The sequence below is a fragment of the Streptomyces sp. NPDC110618 genome (assembly GCF_055657065.1).
In genome coordinates, this window is sequence record NZ_JBVKBN010000004.1 from 87,372 (window position 1) to 104,616 (window position 17,245).

A 17,245-nucleotide genomic window follows, 5' to 3' on the forward strand; every position below is an offset into this window, starting at 1 on the left:
GCCCCCTACTTCCGGTCCGACGGCTCGGCCGGACGGCCGGACGTCAGCCGACGACCGTCCAGGTGTCGCCCCCGGCCAGCAGCGCGGCGAGGTCGCCCTTGCCGTACTGCTCGACCGCCGTTTCCAGCTGGTCGCTCATCTGGGTGTCGTAGACGGGCCGCTCGACGCTGCGGAAGACGCCGATCGGCGTGTGGTGCAGGGTGTCGGGGTCGGCCAGGCGGGACAGCGCGAAGGCCGTGGTGGGGGAGTGCGCGTGCGCGTCGTGCACGAGGATGTCGGCCTCGTTCTCCGGAGTCACCTCGACCACCTTCAGATCACCGGTCGCCCGGTCCCGTACGACGCCCCGGCCCCCGTCGGTGCCGAAGCGGATCGGCTCGCCGTGCTGCAGGCGGATGACCGCCTCCTCGGCCTGCTGCTTGTCCTTGAGGACCTCGAAGGCGCCGTCGTTGAAGATGTTGCAGTTCTGGTAGATCTCCACCAGCGCGGTGCCCGGGTGGGCCGCCGCCTGGCGCAGCACCTCCGTGAGGTGCTTGCGGTCGGAGTCCACCGTGCGGGCCACGAAGGACGCCTCCGCGCCGATCGCCAGCGACACCGGGTTGAAGGGCGCGTCCAGCGAGCCCATCGGCGTCGACTTGGTGATCTTGCCGAGTTCCGAAGTGGGGCTGTACTGGCCCTTGGTGAGCCCGTAGATGCGGTTGTTGAACAGCAGGATCTTCAGGTTCACGTTCCGCCGCAGGGCGTGGATGAGGTGGTTGCCGCCGATGGACAGCGCGTCGCCGTCACCCGTGACCACCCACACCGACAGGTCGCGCCGGGACGTCGCGAGCCCCGTCGCGATGGCGGGGGCGCGGCCGTGGATGGAGTGCATGCCGTACGTGTTCATGTAGTACGGGAAGCGCGAGGAGCAGCCGATGCCCGAGACGAACACGATGTTCTCGCGTGCCAGGCCGAGTTCGGGCATGAAGCCCTGCACGGCGGCGAGGATCGCGTAGTCACCGCAGCCGGGGCACCAGCGCACTTCCTGATCGGACTTGAAGTCCTTCATGGACTGCCTGGCCTCGGCCTTGGGGACGAGCGAGAGTGCCTCGATCGTGCCCGTGCCTTCCCTGGACGTCTCAGCCATCGATGGCCTCCTTCAGAGCCGTTGCGAGCTGTTCGGCCTTGAACGGCATTCCGTTGACCTGGTTGTACGAGTGGGCGTCCACCAGGTACTTCGCCCGGATGAGCGTGGCGAGCTGCCCGAGGTTCATCTCGGGGACCACGACCCGGTCGTAGCGCTTCAGCACCTCGCCGAGGTTCTTCGGGAACGGGTTGAGGTGGCGCAGGTGCGCCTGCGCGACGGGCCTGCCCGCGGTGCGCAGCCGGCGCACGGCCGCGGTGATCGGGCCGTAGGTCGAGCCCCAGCCCAGCACCAGCGTGCTCGCGCCGTGCGGGTCGTCGACCTCCACGTCCGGCACGTCGATGCCGTCGATCTTCGCCTGCCGGGTCCGCACCATGAAGTCGTGGTTGGCCGGGTCGTAGGAGATGTTGCCCGTGCCGTCCTGTTTCTCGATGCCGCCGATGCGGTGTTCGAGCCCCGGCGTGCCCGGGATCGCCCACGGCCGGGCCAGCGTCAGCGGGTCCCGCTTGTACGGCCAGAAGACCTCGGTGCCGTCCTCCGTCGTGTGGTTCGGGCCCTGCGCGAACTGCACCCGCAGGTCCGGGAGTTCGTCCAGCTCCGGAATCCGCCACGGCTCCGAGCCGTTGGCCAGGTAGCCGTCGGAGAGCAGGAACACCGGTGTGCGGTACGTCAGCGCGATCCGCGCCGCTTCCAGGGCCGCGTCGAAGCAGTCGGCCGGGGTGCACGGGGCGACGATCGGCACCGGCGCCTCGCCGTTGCGGCCGTACATCGCCTGGAGCAGGTCCGCCTGTTCCGTCTTGGTCGGCAGACCCGTCGACGGGCCGCCGCGCTGGATGTCCACCACCAGCAGCGGCAGTTCCAGCGACACAGCCAGGCCGATGGTCTCGCTCTTGAGCGCCACACCCGGCCCGGACGTCGTGGTCACCGCCAGCGAGCCGCCGAACGCCGCCCCCAGCGCCGCCCCGATTCCGGCGATCTCGTCCTCCGCCTGGAAGGTGCGCACACCGAAGTTCTTGTGCTTCGACAGCTCGTGCAGGATGTCGGAGGCCGGCGTGATCGGGTAGGAGCCCAGGAAGAGCGGCAGGTCCGCCTGGCGGGACGCCGCGACCAGCCCGTAGGACAGGGCGAGGTTGCCGGAGATGTTGCGGTAGGTGCCGACGGGGAAGGCCTTCGCCGCCGGAGCCACCTCGTAGGAGACCGCGAAGTCCTCCGTCGTCTCACCGAAGTTCCAGCCCGCGCGGAACGCCGCGATGTTCGCCGCCGCGATCTCGGGCTTCTTGGCGAACTTCGACTTCAGGAACTTCTCCGTGCCCTCGGTGGGCCGGTGGTACATCCACGACAGCAGGCCCAGCGCGAACATGTTCTTGCTGCGCTCGGCCTCCTTGCGGGAGAGGTCGAACTCCTTGAGCGCCTCCACCGTCAGCGTGGTCAGCGGCACCGGATGCAGGTGGTAGCCGTCCAGCGAGCCGTCCTCCAGCGGAGAGGACTCGTAGCCCACCTTCTGCATGGCCCGGCGCGTGAACTCGTCCGTGTTGACGATGATCTCCGCGCCACGCGGCAGGTCGCCCACATTCGCCTTCAGGGCCGCCGGGTTCATCGCCACCAGCACATTCGGCGCGTCGCCCGGCGTGAGGATGTCGTGGTCGGCGAAGTGCAGCTGGAAGGAGGAGACACCAGGCAGGGTCCCGGCGGGAGCGCGGATCTCGGCGGGGAAGTTCGGCAGCGTCGACAGGTCGTTGCCGAAGGACGCCGTCTCCGAGGTGAACCGGTCACCGGTGAGCTGCATACCGTCACCGGAATCCCCCGCGAACCGGATGATCACCCGGTCCAGCCGGCGCACGCCCTTCACCGTCGCCGGATTGCGCTGCTCTCCCACTACTGCTTCGTCGGCCTGCTCCGCTGGGCTACTGACCTGGCTGGTCACTGAACTGGACCTCCCTAGAGGCGGCTGTCGGGGAGGGGCCCTCCCACAGGCCCTCCCACAGGATCAACCCTACGTCCGCAAGGGTCGCCTTCCCCGGGCCATTCGCATGATGGACACGGTTCTGAGACGCTGCGCCACCCTGACTTGTCATGATTTACGCGCCCCCCGGCGCTTCTTTAGAAGACGCTCCCCGCTCCCTGTCCGGTTCTCCGGCCCAGCGGAGGCCGGCCGCCTTTTGTTGACACGGTGTCAGGCCGTCAGGAGTTCAGATAGGTCAGGACCGCCAGAACGCGACGGTGATCCCCGTCGCTCTGGGACAGCCCCAGCTTGAGGAAAATGTTGCTGACGTGCTTCTCCACGGCTCCGTCGCTGACCACCAGCTGGCGCGCGATGGCGGAGTTGGTGCGCCCCTCGGCCATCAGCCCCAGGACCTCCCGCTCCCGCGGGGTCAGTCCCGCGAGGACGTCCTGCTTGCGGCTGCGTCCGAGCAGCTGTGCGACCACTTCCGGGTCCAGGGCCGTGCCGCCCTGGGCCACCCGCACCACCGCGTCCACGAACTCCCGGACCTCGGCCACCCGGTCCTTGAGCAGGTATCCCACCCCACGGCTGGAACCGGCCAGAAGTTCGGTGGCGTACCTTTCCTCCACGTACTGTGACAGGACGAGCACCCCGAGTCCCGGATGCGCCTTGCGCAGCTGCACGGCCGCCCGCACACCCTCGTCCGTGTGCGTGGGCGGCATCCGTACGTCCGCGACCACGACGTCCGGCAGCGAGCCCTGCGCGTCCAGCTCCGTGATGGTCTTGATCAGCGCTTCCCCGTCGCCCACACCGGCCACGACCTCGTGCCCGCGGTCGGTCAGCAACCGGGTCAGGCCCTCCCTGAGCAGCACTGAGTCCTCGGCGATGACCACCCGCACCTTGTCCTCCACGACCTTCGGCCCCCCGAGCCCTGTTGCGTCCGGCCGGATGTCGCCCGACCTCGTTCCACGGCCTCAGTATTCCGCGATATGCCGAATCGCGGCGGGCCTGTGGATAACCTGCCGCGCACTCCCACGAGCAGGGTCGGGTTTTGGACACAGGCCCGCCTCCGGTGCGGGGGACACCGGAGGCGGACGCGGAAGGGACTCAGAAGCGCCGCGGTGTCACACCGTGCGCCAGGGCAGCTCCGCGGTGATCCGGGTCGGGCCGCCGACGGGGGAGTCCACCACCAGGATTCCGTCGACCGCGTCGAGCCGTTCGGTGAGCCCGGCCAGACCCGAGCCCGCGGTGGTGTCGGCGCCGCCGACGCCGTTGTCGACGACCTGGAGCATCAGCCGGTTCTCCACCCGCCACACGTCCACGGCCGCCCAGGTGGCCCGGGAGTGCTTGCTGATGTTCTGCAGCAGCTCCGAGACGGTGAAGTAGGCGATGCCCTCGATCGCCGGTACCGGCCGCTCCTCCAAATCGACCTGCACCTCCACCGGGACCGTGCAGCGGGAGGCGACCGAGGAGAGCGCGGCGTCCAGACCGCGGTCGGTCAGCACCGCCGGGTGGATGCCCCGGGCCAGGTCGCGCAGCTCCTGAAGGGCGATCTTCACCTCGCCGTGGGCCTCGTCCACCATGCGGGCCGCGGCCTGCGGATCCTCCGCGAGCTTCTCCTTCGCCAGGCCCAGATCCATCGCCAGCGCCACCAGCCGGGCCTGGGCGCCGTCGTGCAGATCGCGCTCGATGCGCCGCAGATCGGCCGCCGCCGTGTCGACCACGACCCCGCGGTCCGACTCCAGCTCCACCACACGCGTGGCCAGCCGCGACGGACCCAGCAGCCCGTGCACCAGCAGCCGGTCGACCGTCGTCAGCGCCCGCACGATCCACGGCGTGGCCAGCGTGAAGAGCAGCCCCACCAGCGCCGTCACCGTGATCTCGAACGCGTTGTCGAGGTAGACGCTGTGCGTCTCGTCGCCGTAGAGCTGCATGCCGTCCTGTCCGCCGTACAGCGGGAACAGCCAGAACCACAGGGGGTACGTCAGCAGACCCCAGCCGATCGACCAGAAGGTCACCGCGACGGTGAAGGAGAACGTCGCCCACGGCAGGTGCAGCACCGAGTACAGCAGGGCGCGCCAGGAGGCGCCGCTCTTGAGGACCGCGCCCATCCAGGCCAGGAAGCCCTGCTTGCGGATGCGCAGCGGCTCGGGGTCGGCGACCTCCAGGTCCAGCAGCCCACGCGCGCGTGCCCGCTCCAGCGCCCCGAAACCGCGGCAGCCGGCCAGGCCCGCCGCCATGACCGGGATACCGAGGAAGGTCACCAGCAGACCGGCGCCCAGGGAGACCATGGTGACCGAGTAGGTGAAGAGCACAATGCTGATCGGCAGACCGATCAGCACGTAGATCAGCTCCCGCCAGTGCCGCGCCTCGAAAGGTGCCCGCAGTCCGGCGGGCAGCCGGTGCCTCTCGGGGACATCGAGTCCGTAACCCTGCCCGTACTCCATGGCCATCGGCGTCGTCCGTTTCTCTTCCGTGCGTCCGGGGTGTTGTGCGTACCTCCACCCTCCTGCGCCGCAGGTCCGCGGACCATGGAGTCCATCGGCGTCTTTGAAGGGGGGTTTTCCCTACCCCCCGGCTCCGGACTTGGCCCCGCTCCGGCCCCTACCGCCCGGCTCCGGACTTGGCCCCGCCCCGGCCCCTACCGCCCGGCTCCGGACTTGGCCCCGCCCCGGCCCCTACCCCCGCTCCGGAACCCGGTCCCGCCAGGGCAGCTCGGCCGTGACCGTGGTGGGCCCGCCCTCCGGGGAGTCGATGACGAACAGCCCGTCCACCGCGCCGAGCCGCTCGGCGAGCCCCTGCATCCCCGTACCGCCGTCCAGCCGGGCCCCGCCGCGGCCGTCGTCCCACACCTGGAGCAGCAGCCGGTCGTTCGCCCGCCACACGTCCACCGAGGCCGAGCGGGCCATGCTGTGCTTGCTGACGTTCTGCAGCAGCTCGGAGACCGTGAAGTAGGCGATGCCCTCGATCGCCGCGGCCGGCCGCTCGTCCAGGTCCACGGTCACCTTCACCGGGACCGTGCAGCGGGAGGCGACCGAGGAGAGCGCGGCGTCCAGACCGCGGTCGGTCAGCACCGCCGGGTGGATCCCGCGCGCCAGGTCCCGCAGCTCCTGGAGGGCCAGCTTCACCTCGCCGTGCGCCTCCTCGACCATCGCCGCCGCGTACTCGGGGTCCTCCAGCAGCTTCTCCTTGGCCAGACCGAGCCCCATCGCCAGATTGACCAGCCGGGCCTGCGCGCCGTCGTGCAGATCGCGCTCGATGCGCCGCAGATCGGCCGCCGCCGTGTCGACCACGACCCCGCGGTCGGACTCCAGTTCGGCGATCCGGCGCTCCAGGTCGTCCGACGGCGACAGCAGCCCCCGCACCATCGCCCGGTCCAGGCTCGCCATGCCCCGCGCGAGGAACGGCAGCACCGGCCACAGCACGAACAGCGACACCAGCGTCACGGTGAAGGTGAGGATGCCCCAGGGCAGCCGGATGAACTCGTACAGCACCGTCCGCCAGCCCACCGGGTCCTTCAACAGCAGCCACAACTGCGGGAAGAAACCGTTCCGGCTGCCCCGCAGCCTGAGCGGGCTCGGCTCGTCCACCCGCACCCCGAGCAGCCGCCGGGCCCGCTTGCGCTCCAGCTTGCCGAGCTGCCGCGCGCCCATCAGCCCGAGCGCCAGCAACGGGAAGCCGACCACCGTCACCGTCAACCCCGCGCCGACGGACAGCAGCGTCACGACGTAGGTGAAGCCAAACAGCGACACCGGGAGATTCAGCAGGAGGTGCAGGATCTCCTTCCAGGTGTGCCGGTCGTAGGCGAAACGCGCCGGCGGCAGCGGCTCCTCCTCGTCGTAGGGGGCGGCTCCGGCGGCTCTCGTGGCGCGGTGGGAAGACGGCTGGCGATCGGTCATATGGGCTAGCGTGCCGGTCGAGCGGCGCTCGCGCCATGAGGCGGACCGCCCAGCTCCCCTGGGGAAAACCCCACTGCCGCGCACGAAGCTGTGACGGGCTGCTTACGCTCGCTTTAGCAGGGCCTAGACTCCCGTGCGTACTAGATCGTCGAACGGCTGTGTTCACTGAGGTCAGGGAGCGAGGGACGGACGTGCCGGAAACGACCGTCGTCGTCGCGGCGGACAAGGGTGTCGTCGTCTCGGCGGAGTACTTCCAGTCCTACTCCGTCGTCGGACTGCTCGCCGTGGTCGGCGTGCTGTTCGTCGCGGTCGCCTTCGGGGCCGGTCGCCTGCTGCGGCCCGTGGTCCCGACGCCCGAGAAACTGCTGACGTACGAGTGCGGAGTCGACCCCGTCGGCGAGGGCTGGGCCCACACCCAGGTCCGCTACTACGTCTACGCCTTCCTGTACGTGATCTTCGCGGTCGACTCGATCTTCCTGTTCCCCTGGGCGACGGTCTTCGCCGCCCCCGGCTACGGGGCCACCACCCTCGTCGAGATGTTCGTCTTCCTCGGCTTCCTTGCCGTCGGTCTGCTGTACGCATACAAGAAGGGCGTCCTGGCATGGACGTGACCCCCACCTCGTCCGAGCCGGTGCCGCTGCCGGAGCCCAAGCGGCTCGGCGCGCTCGCCCGCCTGGCGCCCGAGCCGATGAAGGTGGTCCTCAACTGGGGCCGCCGCTACTCGCTCTGGGTCTTCAACTTCGGCCTCGCCTGCTGCGCGATCGAGTTCATCGCCGCGTCCATGGCCCGCCACGACTTCATCCGCCTCGGCGTGATCCCCTTCGCGCCCGGCCCGCGCCAGGCCGACCTGATGGTCGTCTCCGGCACGGTCACCGACAAGATGGCGCCCGCGGTCAAGCGGCTGTACGAGCAGATGCCCGAGCCGAAGTACGTCATCTCCTTCGGCGCCTGCAGCAACTGCGGCGGCCCGTACTGGGACTCGTACTCGGTCACCAAGGGCGTCGACCAGATCATCCCGGTGGACGTGTACGTCCCCGGCTGCCCGCCCCGCCCGGAGGCGCTGCTCCAGGGAATCCTGAAGCTCCAGGAGAAGATCGCCAGGGAGTCGCTGGGGGAGCGGTACGGAGCGGTGCGGCCCTCGGCGGCGGCACTGCAGAGCGGGCTGGTCGCCGCGCCGACCCCGCCTTCCGGGGAGGGCCGATGAGCACCGTCGGCTGGCTGCCCGCCCCCGTCGAGGAACTCTTCGGCACGGAGGCCACCGCCGAGGAGTCCTACGAGGTCCTGACCGTCGACGTACCGCCGGCGAGCTGGACCTCCGCCCTTCGTACCGCCCGTGACGAGCTGGGCTGCACCTTCTTCGACTGGCTGAGCGCGGTCGACGAACCCGGCACCGGGTTCCGCGTCGCCGCCCACGTGGCCGCCCTGGCTCCGGTACGCCGGCTGCTGCTGCGCACGACCGTCCCGCACGCGTCCGCGGTCCTGGAGTCCGCGGTCACCGTCTACGCGGGCGCGGCCTGGCACGAACGCGAGACCCACGAGATGTTCGGCGTCACCTTCGAGGGCCACCCGGGGCTGGAGCACCTCCTCCTCCCGGAGACCTTCGAGGGCCACCCCCTGCGCAAGGACTTCGTCCTCGCCGCCCGCGTCGCCAAGGCCTGGCCCGGTGCCAAGGAACCGGGCGAGTCCGACCACGGCGGCCCCAAGCGCCGCCAGATGCTCCCGCCCGGCGTACCCGACCCGAACGAGTGGGGCCCGCTGAAGGGCCAGCTCCCGGCCGCCCCGGCCCGCCCGGCACGCCGCGCCGCGGCAGGCGCCGCCGCGGGGGAGCGCCCGGTACGACGCGCCCGGTCCGTCTCGGAGGGCTCGGCAAGCCAGCAGGCGGCAGCCGCCGGTACGGCGGGCCCGACCCCGCGCCGCGCCCGCAGCGCCGGTGAGGGTTCGGCTTCCCAGCGGACCCAGCCTCCGGCGGCGGAGGGCACGACGGCCGAGGGCACGACAAAGGGCGTGACGGCTGAGGGCACGACAGTCGAGGGCACGACGGCCGAGGGCACAGCGGCGCCCACCCCGCGCCGCGCCCGGTCGGCCTCGGAGGGCTCGGCGAGCCAGCAGGCGGCAGCCGCCGGTACGGCGGGCGCGACCCCGCGCCGCGCCCGCAGCGCGACCGAGGGCTCGGCCTCCCAGCGCACCCAGCCCCCGGCGGCCGACGGCACGGCGACCCCCACCCAGCCCCCGGCGGTCGAGGGCACGGCGACCCCCACCCCGCCCAGGACCCCGCGCAGCGCGGACGCCCCCTGGCACCACGCCCGCCCGGCCTTCGAGGACGCGCCGGCACCGAAGGGCGCGCCGACTTCGGCTCCGGCGAGCGAGGAGGCCACGGAGACCGCGCCCGCGCCAGCGGGCGAGGCGCCTCCGAAGGACACGGCGGCCCCGGCAGGCGAGGAGCTCGCGAAGCCCGCGTCCGCGCCGCAGCCCGATGCCGCGCGGCCGGACGAACCGACCCCGGCCGATGACCAGTCCCCGACGGACAACCAGCTCCCGGTCGACGACCCCGCCCCCGCCGAGGACCCTGCCCCAACCGAACAGCCAGCCCCCGAAGACCCGGACACCCCCGCAGGAGGCCCGCAGTGAACGACGCGCTCGACGTCACCCTGCGACTCCTCGTCGTCTTCGTCGTCTTCCTGACCTTCCCCCTGCTCATCGGCCAGACCGAGCACAAGGTGATGGCGCACATGCAGGGCCGCCTCGGCCCCATGTACGCGGGCGGCTTCCACGGCTGGGCCCAGCTCGTCGCCGACGGTGTGAAGTTCGCGCAGAAGGAGGACGTGGTCCCGGCCGGCGCGGACCGCCGTATCTTCCAGCTCGCCCCCGCCGTGGCGCTGCTGCCGTACCTGCTCGTGCTGCTCGCCATCCCGATCGGCCCCGAGGAGGGCGCCGTCGGCGAGGTCATCGACGCAGGCGTCTTCTTCGTACTGGCGGTCATGGGCGTCGGCGTCCTCGGCGCGCTGATGGCCGGGTGGGCCTCCGCCAACAAGTTCTCCCTCCTCGGCGGCCTGCGCACCGCCGCCCAGCTCCTCGCCTACGAACTCCCGATGCTGCTGGCCGCCGCCTCCGTCGCCATGGCGGCCGGCACGGTCTCGCTGCCCGGCATCCTCAACGCGTTCGAGTGGTGGTGGCTGCCCTGGCAGATCGTCGGCGCGATCGTCTTCTTCGTCGCCGGCCTCGCCGAACTCCAGCGCCCGCCCTTCGACATGCCGGTCGCCGACTCGGAGATCATCTTCGGCGCGTACACCGAGTACACGGGCCTGCGTTTCGCGCTGTTCCTGCTCGCCGAGTACGCCGGAATCGTCGTCCTGTGCGGACTGACCACCGTCCTCTTCCTCGGCGGCTGGCACGGCCCCTGGGGCGCCGACGGCCTCGGCTGGGTGTGGACCCTGCTGAAGACGGCCGTCCTCGCCTTCATCGTGATCTGGCTCCGCGTCACCTACCCCCGGCTGCGCGAGGACCAACTCCAGAAGCTCTCCTGGACCCTCCTCGTGCCCCTCGCCCTCGCCCAGATCGCCCTCACCGGCATCGTCAAGGTGGTGATCGAGTAACCATGGCCCCCATCCCCGGCAGCGGCCTCGCCAAGGGCCTGGCCGTCACCCTCCGCACCATGACGCGCAAGTCGGTCACCAAGCAGTACCCCGACGCCCAGCCCGACCTCCCGCCCCGCACCCGCGGCGTGATCGGCCTGTTCGAGGAGAACTGCACGGTCTGCATGCTGTGCGCCCGCGAGTGCCCCGACTGGTGCATCTACATCGACTCCCACAAGGAGACGATCCCGGCGGCGACCCCCGGCGGCCGCGAGCGCAGCCGCAACGTCCTCGACCGCTTCGCCATCGACTTCTCCCTGTGCATGTACTGCGGTATCTGCATCGAGGTCTGTCCTTTCGACGCCCTGTTCTGGTCCCCGGAGTTCGAGTACGCCGAGACCGACATCCGCGACCTCACCCACGAGCGCGACAAGCTCCGCGAGTGGATGTGGACGGTCCCCGAGCCGCCCGCCCTGGACCCCGCCGCCGAGGAGCCCAAGGAGATCGCCGCGGCGCGCAAGACGGCGGAGAAGCTGGCCGCCGCCCAGGCCGAACCCGGGGAGGGAGAGTCGTGAACCTCGCCGCAGACACGCACGGCTTCCTCTCCCCGACCGGCGTCGAGATCGCCTTCCTCCTCGTCGGCCTGGTCACCTTCGGCGCGGCCCTGATCACCGTCACCACCCGGCAGCTCGTCCACGCCGCCCTGTGGCTGGTGGTCGCCCTCGGCGGCCTCGCCGTCGAATACCTCCTGCTCACCGCCGAGTTCATCGCCTGGGTGCAGGTCCTCATCTACGTCGGTTCCGTCGTCGTCCTCCTCCTCTTCGGGCTGATGCTCACCCGCGCCCCCATCGGCCGATCCCCGGACGCCGACTCCGGCAACCGCTGGGTCGCCCTCACGGTGGCCGTCGTCGCCGCCGTCGCCCTGGTCTGGGTGGTCGTCGACGCCTTCCGCACCACCTGGATCGACCTCGACGGCGCCCCGTCCGGCTCCACCGACGTCACCGGCCAGGCCCTCTTCCAGAACTGGGTCCTCCCCTTCGAGGCCCTCTCCGTCCTCCTCCTCGCCGCCCTGGTCGGCGCGATCGTCCTGTCCCGCAAGGCGAAGGCCGACGCGGCGACCGCGACCGGCGGCCCCGCCGGACCGGCAGCCGCCGGTGCCGACAAGGAAGGCGCCCGCTGATGCACCTCGCGTATCCCGCCGTGCTCTCCGCCCTCCTGTTCTGCACGGGCCTGTACGGCGTCCTTGCCCGCCGCAACGCGATCCTGGTCCTGATGTCGGTCGAGCTGATGCTCAACGCCGTCAACCTCAACCTGGTCGCCTTCGACGTCTGGCTCAGCCGCGCCGCCGAGGAGACCCTGCACTCCGGGCAGGCCCTGACCCTGTTCACCATCGCCATCGCCGCCGCCGAGATCGGCATCGGCCTGGCGATCGTGCTCGCCGTCTACCGCAACCGCGGCACCGCGGACATCGACAAGCTCCGCGACACCGCCGAGAGCCGCCACGGCGACGAGGAACCCGACGCGCCGGACGACCGGGCACCCGCCACTGCCGAGGAGAAGGCTGAGGCCACCGCGTGACCACGACCACCCTCGCCGTCCTCGTCCCCCTCCTGCCGTTCCTGGGCGCCGCCGCCGGACTGCTCCTCGGCCGCACGGCACCGGGCTACGTCCGCCCGCTCGCCGTCCTGCCCACGCTCACCTCCCTCGTCCTCGCCGTCCTCGTCGCCGTCGACCAGGGCGGCGGCCGGGCCGTCACGGCCTCCACCGAGCTGACCCCCACTGGGTCCGTCCCGATCGACCTCGCGCTGTACATCGACGGCTTCGCCGCCCTCGTGGCCGTCCTGGTCGGCCTGGTCGCCTCCTGCGTGCAGATCTACTCCACCGGCTACCTGCGCGAGGACCCGCGCTACCCCTCCTACGCCGCGCTGGTCTCCCTGTTCACCTCCGCCATGCTGCTCGTCGTCTACTCCGGCGACCTGATGGTGCTGCTGGTCGGCTGGGAGATCATGGGCATCTGCTCGTACTTCCTGGTCGGCCACTACTGGGAGACCCCTCAGGCGCGCGCCGCCTCCCTGAAGGCCTTCCTGGTGACCAAGCTCGGCGACGTCCCCTTCCTGATCGGCCTGTTCGCGCTGGCCACCGACGCCGGCTCGTTCCGCATCACGAAGATCCTCGGCACCGTCGCCGGCGGCGGCCTCGACCACCCGACGCTGATCGCGCTGCTGCTCCTGGCGGGCGTGGCGGGCAAGTCGGCGCAGTTCCCGCTGCACACCTGGCTCCCCGACGCGATGGCGGGCCCGACGCCCGTCTCCGCGCTGATCCACGCCGCGACGATGGTCGCCGCCGGTGTCTACTTCGTCGCCCGTCTCCTCCCGGTGTTCGAGGCCTCCCAGGCCGCGATGGTCGTCCTCGCCGTGATGGCCGCCGTCACGATGATCGGCTCCGGCCTCGCCGCGCTCGCCCAGGACGACATCAAGCGGGTCCTCGCCTACTCGACCATCGGCCAGCTCGGCTACATGGCCGGCGCCCTCGCCGTCGCCGACCGCGGCGCCGCCGTCTTCCACCTCCTGTCCCACGGCGCCTTCAAGGCGCTGCTGTTCCTCGCGGCCGGCGTGATCATCCACGCCGCAGGCACCAACTCGCTCGCCGCCATGTCCCGCATGGGCCATCTGCGCGACCGCGTCCCGGACGCGTACTGGACGATGACCGTGGCGCTGCTCGCGCTCGCCGCGATCCCGCCCTTCAGCGGCTTCTTCTCCAAGGAGTCCGTCCTCGGCGCCGCCGAGCACGTCGCCACCGGCCACACCGAGCACGCCCCCGGCGCCGCGGGCTGGACCGTCCTGCTCGCCGCCCTGCTCACGGCCCTGCTCACCGCCGCGTACGCGACCCGCCTGTGGCTGCTGGCCTTCCGCGGCCGCGGGACCGAGGCCCCGGACCACGGCCGCCAGCCGCTCACCATGACCGTGGTGCTCTGGGTGCTGGCCGTGCCCTCACTCGCCTTCGGCGGCTTCGCCTACGGCACGCTGCCCGACTGGTTCGACGGCCAGGACCTGGCCCCGACCCTCACCACCTCGGTCCTCGGCACCGGTGTCGCCCTGGTCGGCGGCATCGTCACCTACGCGGCCTGGCGCCACACCACCGCCCTCGCGGCCCGCGTCCCGATGGGTGCGGTCGCGGCCCACCCGGAGGGCGACGCGGGACAGGTCGAGTCGGAGGCCATCGCGAGCCACGCACCGGCCTACGGGGATGTGGCCTCGGCACCGGACCCGGCGGACCCCGGCAGGCTCCTGCTCGGCCCGCTGCACCGGCACGCGGCGGTCGGCTTCCACCTGGACGCCGTGTACTCGGCCCTCTTCGTCCGCCCGGTCCAGGCCGGCGCGAGTCTCGTCCGGTTCCTCGACCGCGAGGTCGTCGACACCTACGTCCGCGGGGCGGGCGCGCTGCCCCGCTGGCTCGGCATCGCCGTCCGGCGGGCCCAGACCGGCAATGTGCAGACCTATGTGAGCGCGCTGCTCGCCGGAACCGTCGTCCTGGCGGTCGCCGCCGTCCTCGTCGCCACGGGAGCGTGAGCAGGCGTGATCGATATCAACGAGTCCGTGATGCAGTTCCTTCTGGCATTGATCGTCGTCGGCCCGCTCCTCGGAGCCGTCGCAGCCCTGCTGCCCGCCCCGCCCGGACTGAAGGGGAAGTCACCCGAGCAGGCCGTGCTCCGGCACGGCGTGACGGTCACCGGCGCGATCCTCATCGCCGCGATCGTCCTCGCGCTCGGCTTCGACCACGACCAGCCGTCGAGGATGCAGGCCACGACCGACATCAGCTGGATCCCGGCACTCGACGTGCGCATCCACCTCGGCGTCGACGGCATCTCCCTCCCCCTTCTGGTCCTGACCGCGCTGCTGACCTTCCTGTGCGCGCTCTACTCGTATTTCAAGATGCCCTCGGGCCCGTCCCCGAAGGCGTTCGTCGCCCTGCTGCTCGTCCTGGAGTCCGGCACCCTCGCCACCTTCGCCGTCCTCGACCTGCTGCTGTTCTTCCTCGCCTTCGAGACCGTCCTGATCCCGATGTACTTCCTCATCGCCCGCTGGGGCGGCGAGGGCCGGGCCCAGGCCGCCTGGAAGTTCATCCTCTACACACTGCTCGGCTCGGTCGTCATGCTGCTCGGCCTGCTTCTGATCGGGCTCGAAGCGGGCACATTCGACATGGTGGCACTCGCCACTGACAACGGTCGGTCGCTGACCGCGTCCGTGCAGGTCATCGCCGTTCTGGCGATCGGTCTCGGGCTCGCGGTCAAGACCCCGATGTGGCCGCTGCACAGCTGGCTTCCCGACGCCCACACCGCCGCCCCGACCGTCGGCTCGGTCCTGCTGGCCGGCGTCCTGCTGAAGATGGGCACGTACGGTTTCGTCCGGATCCTGCTGCCGGTGGCGCCCGACGGCTTCGCCGACTTCGCGCCCTACCTCGCGGCCTTCGCGGTCGTCGGAATCATCTACGGATCGCTGGCCTGCCTGGCCCTGGCCAAGCAGGGCGCGAAGGGCGACCTGAAGCGGCTCATCGCCTACTCCTCCGTCGGCCACATGGGCTTCGTCCTGCTCGGCATCGCGACCATGACCCCGACCGGCGTCAACGGCGCCCTGTTCGCCAACATCGCCCACGGCCTGATCACCGGCCTGCTCTTCTTCCTGGTCGGCGCGCTGAAGGACCGCACGGGCACCACCGACCTCGACACCCTCGCCGAGGAGACGGGAGCGGCGCTGTACGGCAAGGCCCCGCGCCTGGGCGGTCTGCTCGCCTTCGCCGCCGTCGCCTCGCTCGGGCTGCCCGGACTCGCCGGGTTCTGGGGCGAGATGCTCGCCCTGTTCGGCGCGTTCGAGCCCGCCGAGCAGCTCAGCCGCCCGGCGTTCCTCACCTTCATGACGATCGGCGCCTTCGGCACCCTGCTCACCGCGGCCTATCTGCTGATCGTGGTCCGCCGGGTCTGCATGGGCGCCGTACCGCAGCAGGCCCCCAAGCTCGCCGACGTACAGACGTACGAGTTCGCGGCCTGGACCCCGCTCGTCGCCCTCACCGTCGTCGCCGGACTGTGGCCCAAGACCCTCCTCGGCCTGACCGACCCGGCCGTGCAGCAGCTTCTCGCAGGAGGCACCCGATGAGCTCCCCGGCCCAGCCGCTGGCCGCGTCCCTCGTCCAGGACGTCGACTGGCTCGCCATCGCACCGCCCACCATCGCGGCGGTCGTCGGACTCGTCGTCCTGGTCGCCGACCTCTTCGTCGCCCGCAAGGCGCTCCTCGGCTGGATCTCGGTCGCGGGCCTGGCCGCCGCCACGCTGATGCTGCTGCCCCTCCTGGACGGCGACCGGTCCACCTTCTGCCTCAACGGCGCCCCCGACACCTGCAGCTACACCGCCGACCGGTTCACGCTCGTCCTGCAACTGCTGGTTCTCGGCGGCGCCCTCCTGGCCGCCCTGCTGTCGGTCACCGCGCTGAAGGACGACGCCAAGCGGCTCCCCGAGGGCGAGTTCTGGTTCCTGCTGCTGTCCTCCGCCGCGGGCGCCGCCCTCCTGCCCGCCTCCCGGGACCTCGCGACCCTCGTCGTGGCCCTGGAGGTCGCCTCCCTGCCCGCGTTTGCCCTGGTCGGTCTGCGCCACGGCGACCGCAGGTCCTCCGAGGCGGCCCTGAAGTTCTTCCTGTCCTCGGTCACCGCGACCGCGGTCAGCCTGATGGGCATCAGCTTCGTGTACGCCACCACCGGCACCCTCCACCTCACGCGGATCGCCGAGCGCATCCAGAACGTCGACGGCCAGTTCGACACCCTCGCCCAGGTGGGCGTGGTCCTCACCCTCGTCGGCTTCGCCTTCAAGACGGCCGCCGTCCCCTTCCACTTCTGGGTCCCCGACACCTACGTCGGCGCGCCTCTTCCCATCGCCGCCTACCTCTCGGTCGTCGGCAAGGCCGTCGGCTTCTCCGGCCTGATCCTGGTTACCGTCATCGCCCTGCCGTCCTACGCCGACGTCTGGGGCCCGGCGCTCGCCGCGCTGGCCGCCCTCACCATGACCATCGGCAACGTCGGCGCCCTGCGCCAGCAGCCCACGCGCGCGTACAGCGCGGTACGCCTGCTGGCCTGGTCCTCCGTCGGACAGGCCGGCTACCTCCTCGTACCGATCGCCGCCGCCGCGTACTCCGACGACCCCGAGCGCTCCATCGGCTCCACGCTCGCGTACGCCCTCATGTACGGCGCCGTGAACCTTGGCGCCTTCGCCGTGGCCGCCCTGGTGGGCCGTACCCACGCCCGCAACCGCCTCGCCGACTACCGCGGCCTCTATGCCAAGAACCCGCTCTCGGCCCTGGTCCTGGCCTTCTTCCTGCTCTGCCTCGCCGGACTCCCGCCGGGCATCATCGGCCTGTTCGCCAAGGTCACCGTCTTCTCGGCGGCCGTGGACGCGGGCCTGGGCTGGCTGGCCGTGGTCATGGCCGCCAACGTCGTGATCGCGCTGTTCTACTACCTCCAGTGGACGGCCCTGCTCTTCCGCGCCCCCGAGGGCGAGCCCGTACGCCACCGCGGACCCGCCCCCGTCACGGCGGCCATCGCCCTCACCGCAGTCCTGGGCGTCGCCCTGTCCGGAGCCCCCCAACTGGTGCTGCGCTTCACCGACACCGGCCTGTTCTGATCCCGCGGATGTCCTCATGCGGCCCTGTGGCAGGATTCGGCCATCCGA

At 71.3% G+C, this 17,245-nt stretch carries 15 protein-coding genes; 10 read left to right on the forward strand and 5 right to left on the reverse strand.

Going from position 1 to position 17,245, the window contains the following annotated elements:
• Nucleotides 1-43 precede the first annotated feature (43 nt).
• From ACZ7L7_RS09175 to ACZ7L7_RS09195, 5 genes are all read right to left on the reverse strand, one after another.
• Entirely contained in the window at nt 44-1,123 is a 1,080-nt protein-coding gene (locus ACZ7L7_RS09175) for a 2-oxoacid:ferredoxin oxidoreductase subunit beta (RefSeq protein WP_285510669.1), read from the reverse strand.
• Entirely contained in the window at nt 1,116-3,044 is a 1,929-nt protein-coding gene (locus ACZ7L7_RS09180; RefSeq protein ID WP_472075422.1) for a 2-oxoacid:acceptor oxidoreductase subunit alpha, read from the reverse strand. Before ACZ7L7_RS09180 ends, ACZ7L7_RS09175 begins: the two co-directional genes overlap by 8 nt.
• Before the next feature lie 257 nt (nt 3,045-3,301).
• On the reverse strand, nt 3,302-3,961 hold the full coding sequence (locus tag ACZ7L7_RS09185; RefSeq protein WP_285435592.1) for a response regulator transcription factor: 660 nt from the start codon (nt 3,959-3,961) through the stop codon (nt 3,302-3,304).
• Nucleotides 3,962-4,186: 225 nt separating this feature from the next.
• Nucleotides 4,187-5,515: a sensor histidine kinase gene (locus ACZ7L7_RS09190; protein ID WP_472075424.1), complete on the reverse strand. Its 1,329-nt coding sequence runs from the start codon at nt 5,513-5,515 to the stop codon at nt 4,187-4,189.
• Nucleotides 5,516-5,740: 225 nt separating this feature from the next.
• Nucleotides 5,741-6,961 (reverse strand): sensor histidine kinase, encoded by a 1,221-nt coding sequence (locus ACZ7L7_RS09195; protein WP_453599052.1) that lies wholly within the window; start codon nt 6,959-6,961, stop codon nt 5,741-5,743.
• Nucleotides 6,962-7,152: 191 nt separating this feature from the next.
• Between ACZ7L7_RS09195 and ACZ7L7_RS09200 the strand changes: the two genes are divergently transcribed.
• Genes ACZ7L7_RS09200 through ACZ7L7_RS09245 form a run of 10 tightly spaced genes read left to right on the forward strand, consistent with a single transcriptional unit; the run spans nt 7,153 to nt 17,197 of the window.
• Nucleotides 7,153-7,572 (forward strand): NADH-quinone oxidoreductase subunit A, encoded by a 420-nt coding sequence (locus ACZ7L7_RS09200; RefSeq protein WP_453599055.1) that lies wholly within the window; start codon nt 7,153-7,155, stop codon nt 7,570-7,572.
• On the forward strand, nt 7,563-8,165 hold the full coding sequence (locus ACZ7L7_RS09205) for an NADH-quinone oxidoreductase subunit B (RefSeq protein WP_285510664.1): 603 nt from the start codon (nt 7,563-7,565) through the stop codon (nt 8,163-8,165). The genes ACZ7L7_RS09200 and ACZ7L7_RS09205 overlap by 10 nt, the downstream gene beginning before the upstream one ends.
• Nucleotides 8,162-9,589 carry an NADH-quinone oxidoreductase subunit C gene (locus tag ACZ7L7_RS09210; RefSeq protein ID WP_472075427.1) on the forward strand — a complete coding sequence of 476 codons (1,428 nt, stop codon included), beginning with the start codon at nt 8,162-8,164 and terminating at the stop codon, nt 9,587-9,589. Before ACZ7L7_RS09205 ends, ACZ7L7_RS09210 begins: the two co-directional genes overlap by 4 nt.
• On the forward strand, nt 9,586-10,554 hold the full coding sequence (locus ACZ7L7_RS09215; protein ID WP_093718458.1) for a complex I subunit 1/NuoH family protein: 969 nt from the start codon (nt 9,586-9,588) through the stop codon (nt 10,552-10,554). The genes ACZ7L7_RS09210 and ACZ7L7_RS09215 overlap by 4 nt, the downstream gene beginning before the upstream one ends.
• A 2-nt stretch (nt 10,555-10,556) precedes the next feature.
• Nucleotides 10,557-11,108, forward strand: coding sequence for a NuoI/complex I 23 kDa subunit family protein (locus ACZ7L7_RS09220; protein ID WP_453599062.1), 552 nt, complete (start codon nt 10,557-10,559; stop codon nt 11,106-11,108).
• Nucleotides 11,105-11,713, forward strand: coding sequence for an NADH-quinone oxidoreductase subunit J family protein (locus tag ACZ7L7_RS09225; RefSeq protein WP_453599065.1), 609 nt, complete (start codon nt 11,105-11,107; stop codon nt 11,711-11,713). Before ACZ7L7_RS09220 ends, ACZ7L7_RS09225 begins: the two co-directional genes overlap by 4 nt.
• On the forward strand, nt 11,713-12,111 hold the full coding sequence (gene nuoK / locus ACZ7L7_RS09230; protein ID WP_453599068.1) for an NADH-quinone oxidoreductase subunit NuoK: 399 nt from the start codon (nt 11,713-11,715) through the stop codon (nt 12,109-12,111). Before ACZ7L7_RS09225 ends, nuoK begins: the two co-directional genes overlap by 1 nt.
• Nucleotides 12,108-14,102, forward strand: a complete 1,995-nt coding sequence (locus ACZ7L7_RS09235) for an NADH-quinone oxidoreductase subunit 5 family protein (RefSeq protein WP_285510659.1) — start codon at nt 12,108-12,110, stop codon at nt 14,100-14,102. The genes nuoK and ACZ7L7_RS09235 overlap by 4 nt, the downstream gene beginning before the upstream one ends.
• Nucleotides 14,103-14,108: 6 nt before the next feature.
• Entirely contained in the window at nt 14,109-15,683 is a 1,575-nt protein-coding gene (locus ACZ7L7_RS09240; protein WP_285510658.1) for a complex I subunit 4 family protein, read from the forward strand.
• Nucleotides 15,680-17,197, forward strand: coding sequence for an NADH-quinone oxidoreductase subunit N (locus tag ACZ7L7_RS09245; RefSeq protein WP_285510657.1), 1,518 nt, complete (start codon nt 15,680-15,682; stop codon nt 17,195-17,197). The genes ACZ7L7_RS09240 and ACZ7L7_RS09245 overlap by 4 nt, the downstream gene beginning before the upstream one ends.
• The last annotated feature ends 48 nt before the right edge of the window (nt 17,198-17,245 follow it).

What these genes read in the sequence shown, in the direction of transcription:
- ACZ7L7_RS09175 (WP_285510669.1), bottom strand. Translation starts at nt 1,123, where the DNA reads ATGGCTGAGACGTCCAGGGAAGGCACGGGCACGATCGAGGCACTCTCG.
- ACZ7L7_RS09190 (WP_472075424.1), bottom strand. Translation starts at nt 5,515, where the DNA reads ATGGCCATGGAGTACGGGCAGGGTTACGGACTCGATGTCCCCGAGAGG.
- ACZ7L7_RS09195 (WP_453599052.1), bottom strand. Translation starts at nt 6,961, where the DNA reads ATGACCGATCGCCAGCCGTCTTCCCACCGCGCCACGAGAGCCGCCGGA.
- ACZ7L7_RS09205 (WP_285510664.1), top strand. Translation starts at nt 7,563, where the DNA reads ATGGACGTGACCCCCACCTCGTCCGAGCCGGTGCCGCTGCCGGAGCCC.
- ACZ7L7_RS09210 (WP_472075427.1), top strand. Translation starts at nt 8,162, where the DNA reads ATGAGCACCGTCGGCTGGCTGCCCGCCCCCGTCGAGGAACTCTTCGGC.
- ACZ7L7_RS09220 (WP_453599062.1), top strand. Translation starts at nt 10,557, where the DNA reads ATGGCCCCCATCCCCGGCAGCGGCCTCGCCAAGGGCCTGGCCGTCACC.
- nuoK (WP_453599068.1), top strand. Translation starts at nt 11,713, where the DNA reads ATGCACCTCGCGTATCCCGCCGTGCTCTCCGCCCTCCTGTTCTGCACG.
- ACZ7L7_RS09245 (WP_285510657.1), top strand. Translation starts at nt 15,680, where the DNA reads ATGAGCTCCCCGGCCCAGCCGCTGGCCGCGTCCCTCGTCCAGGACGTC.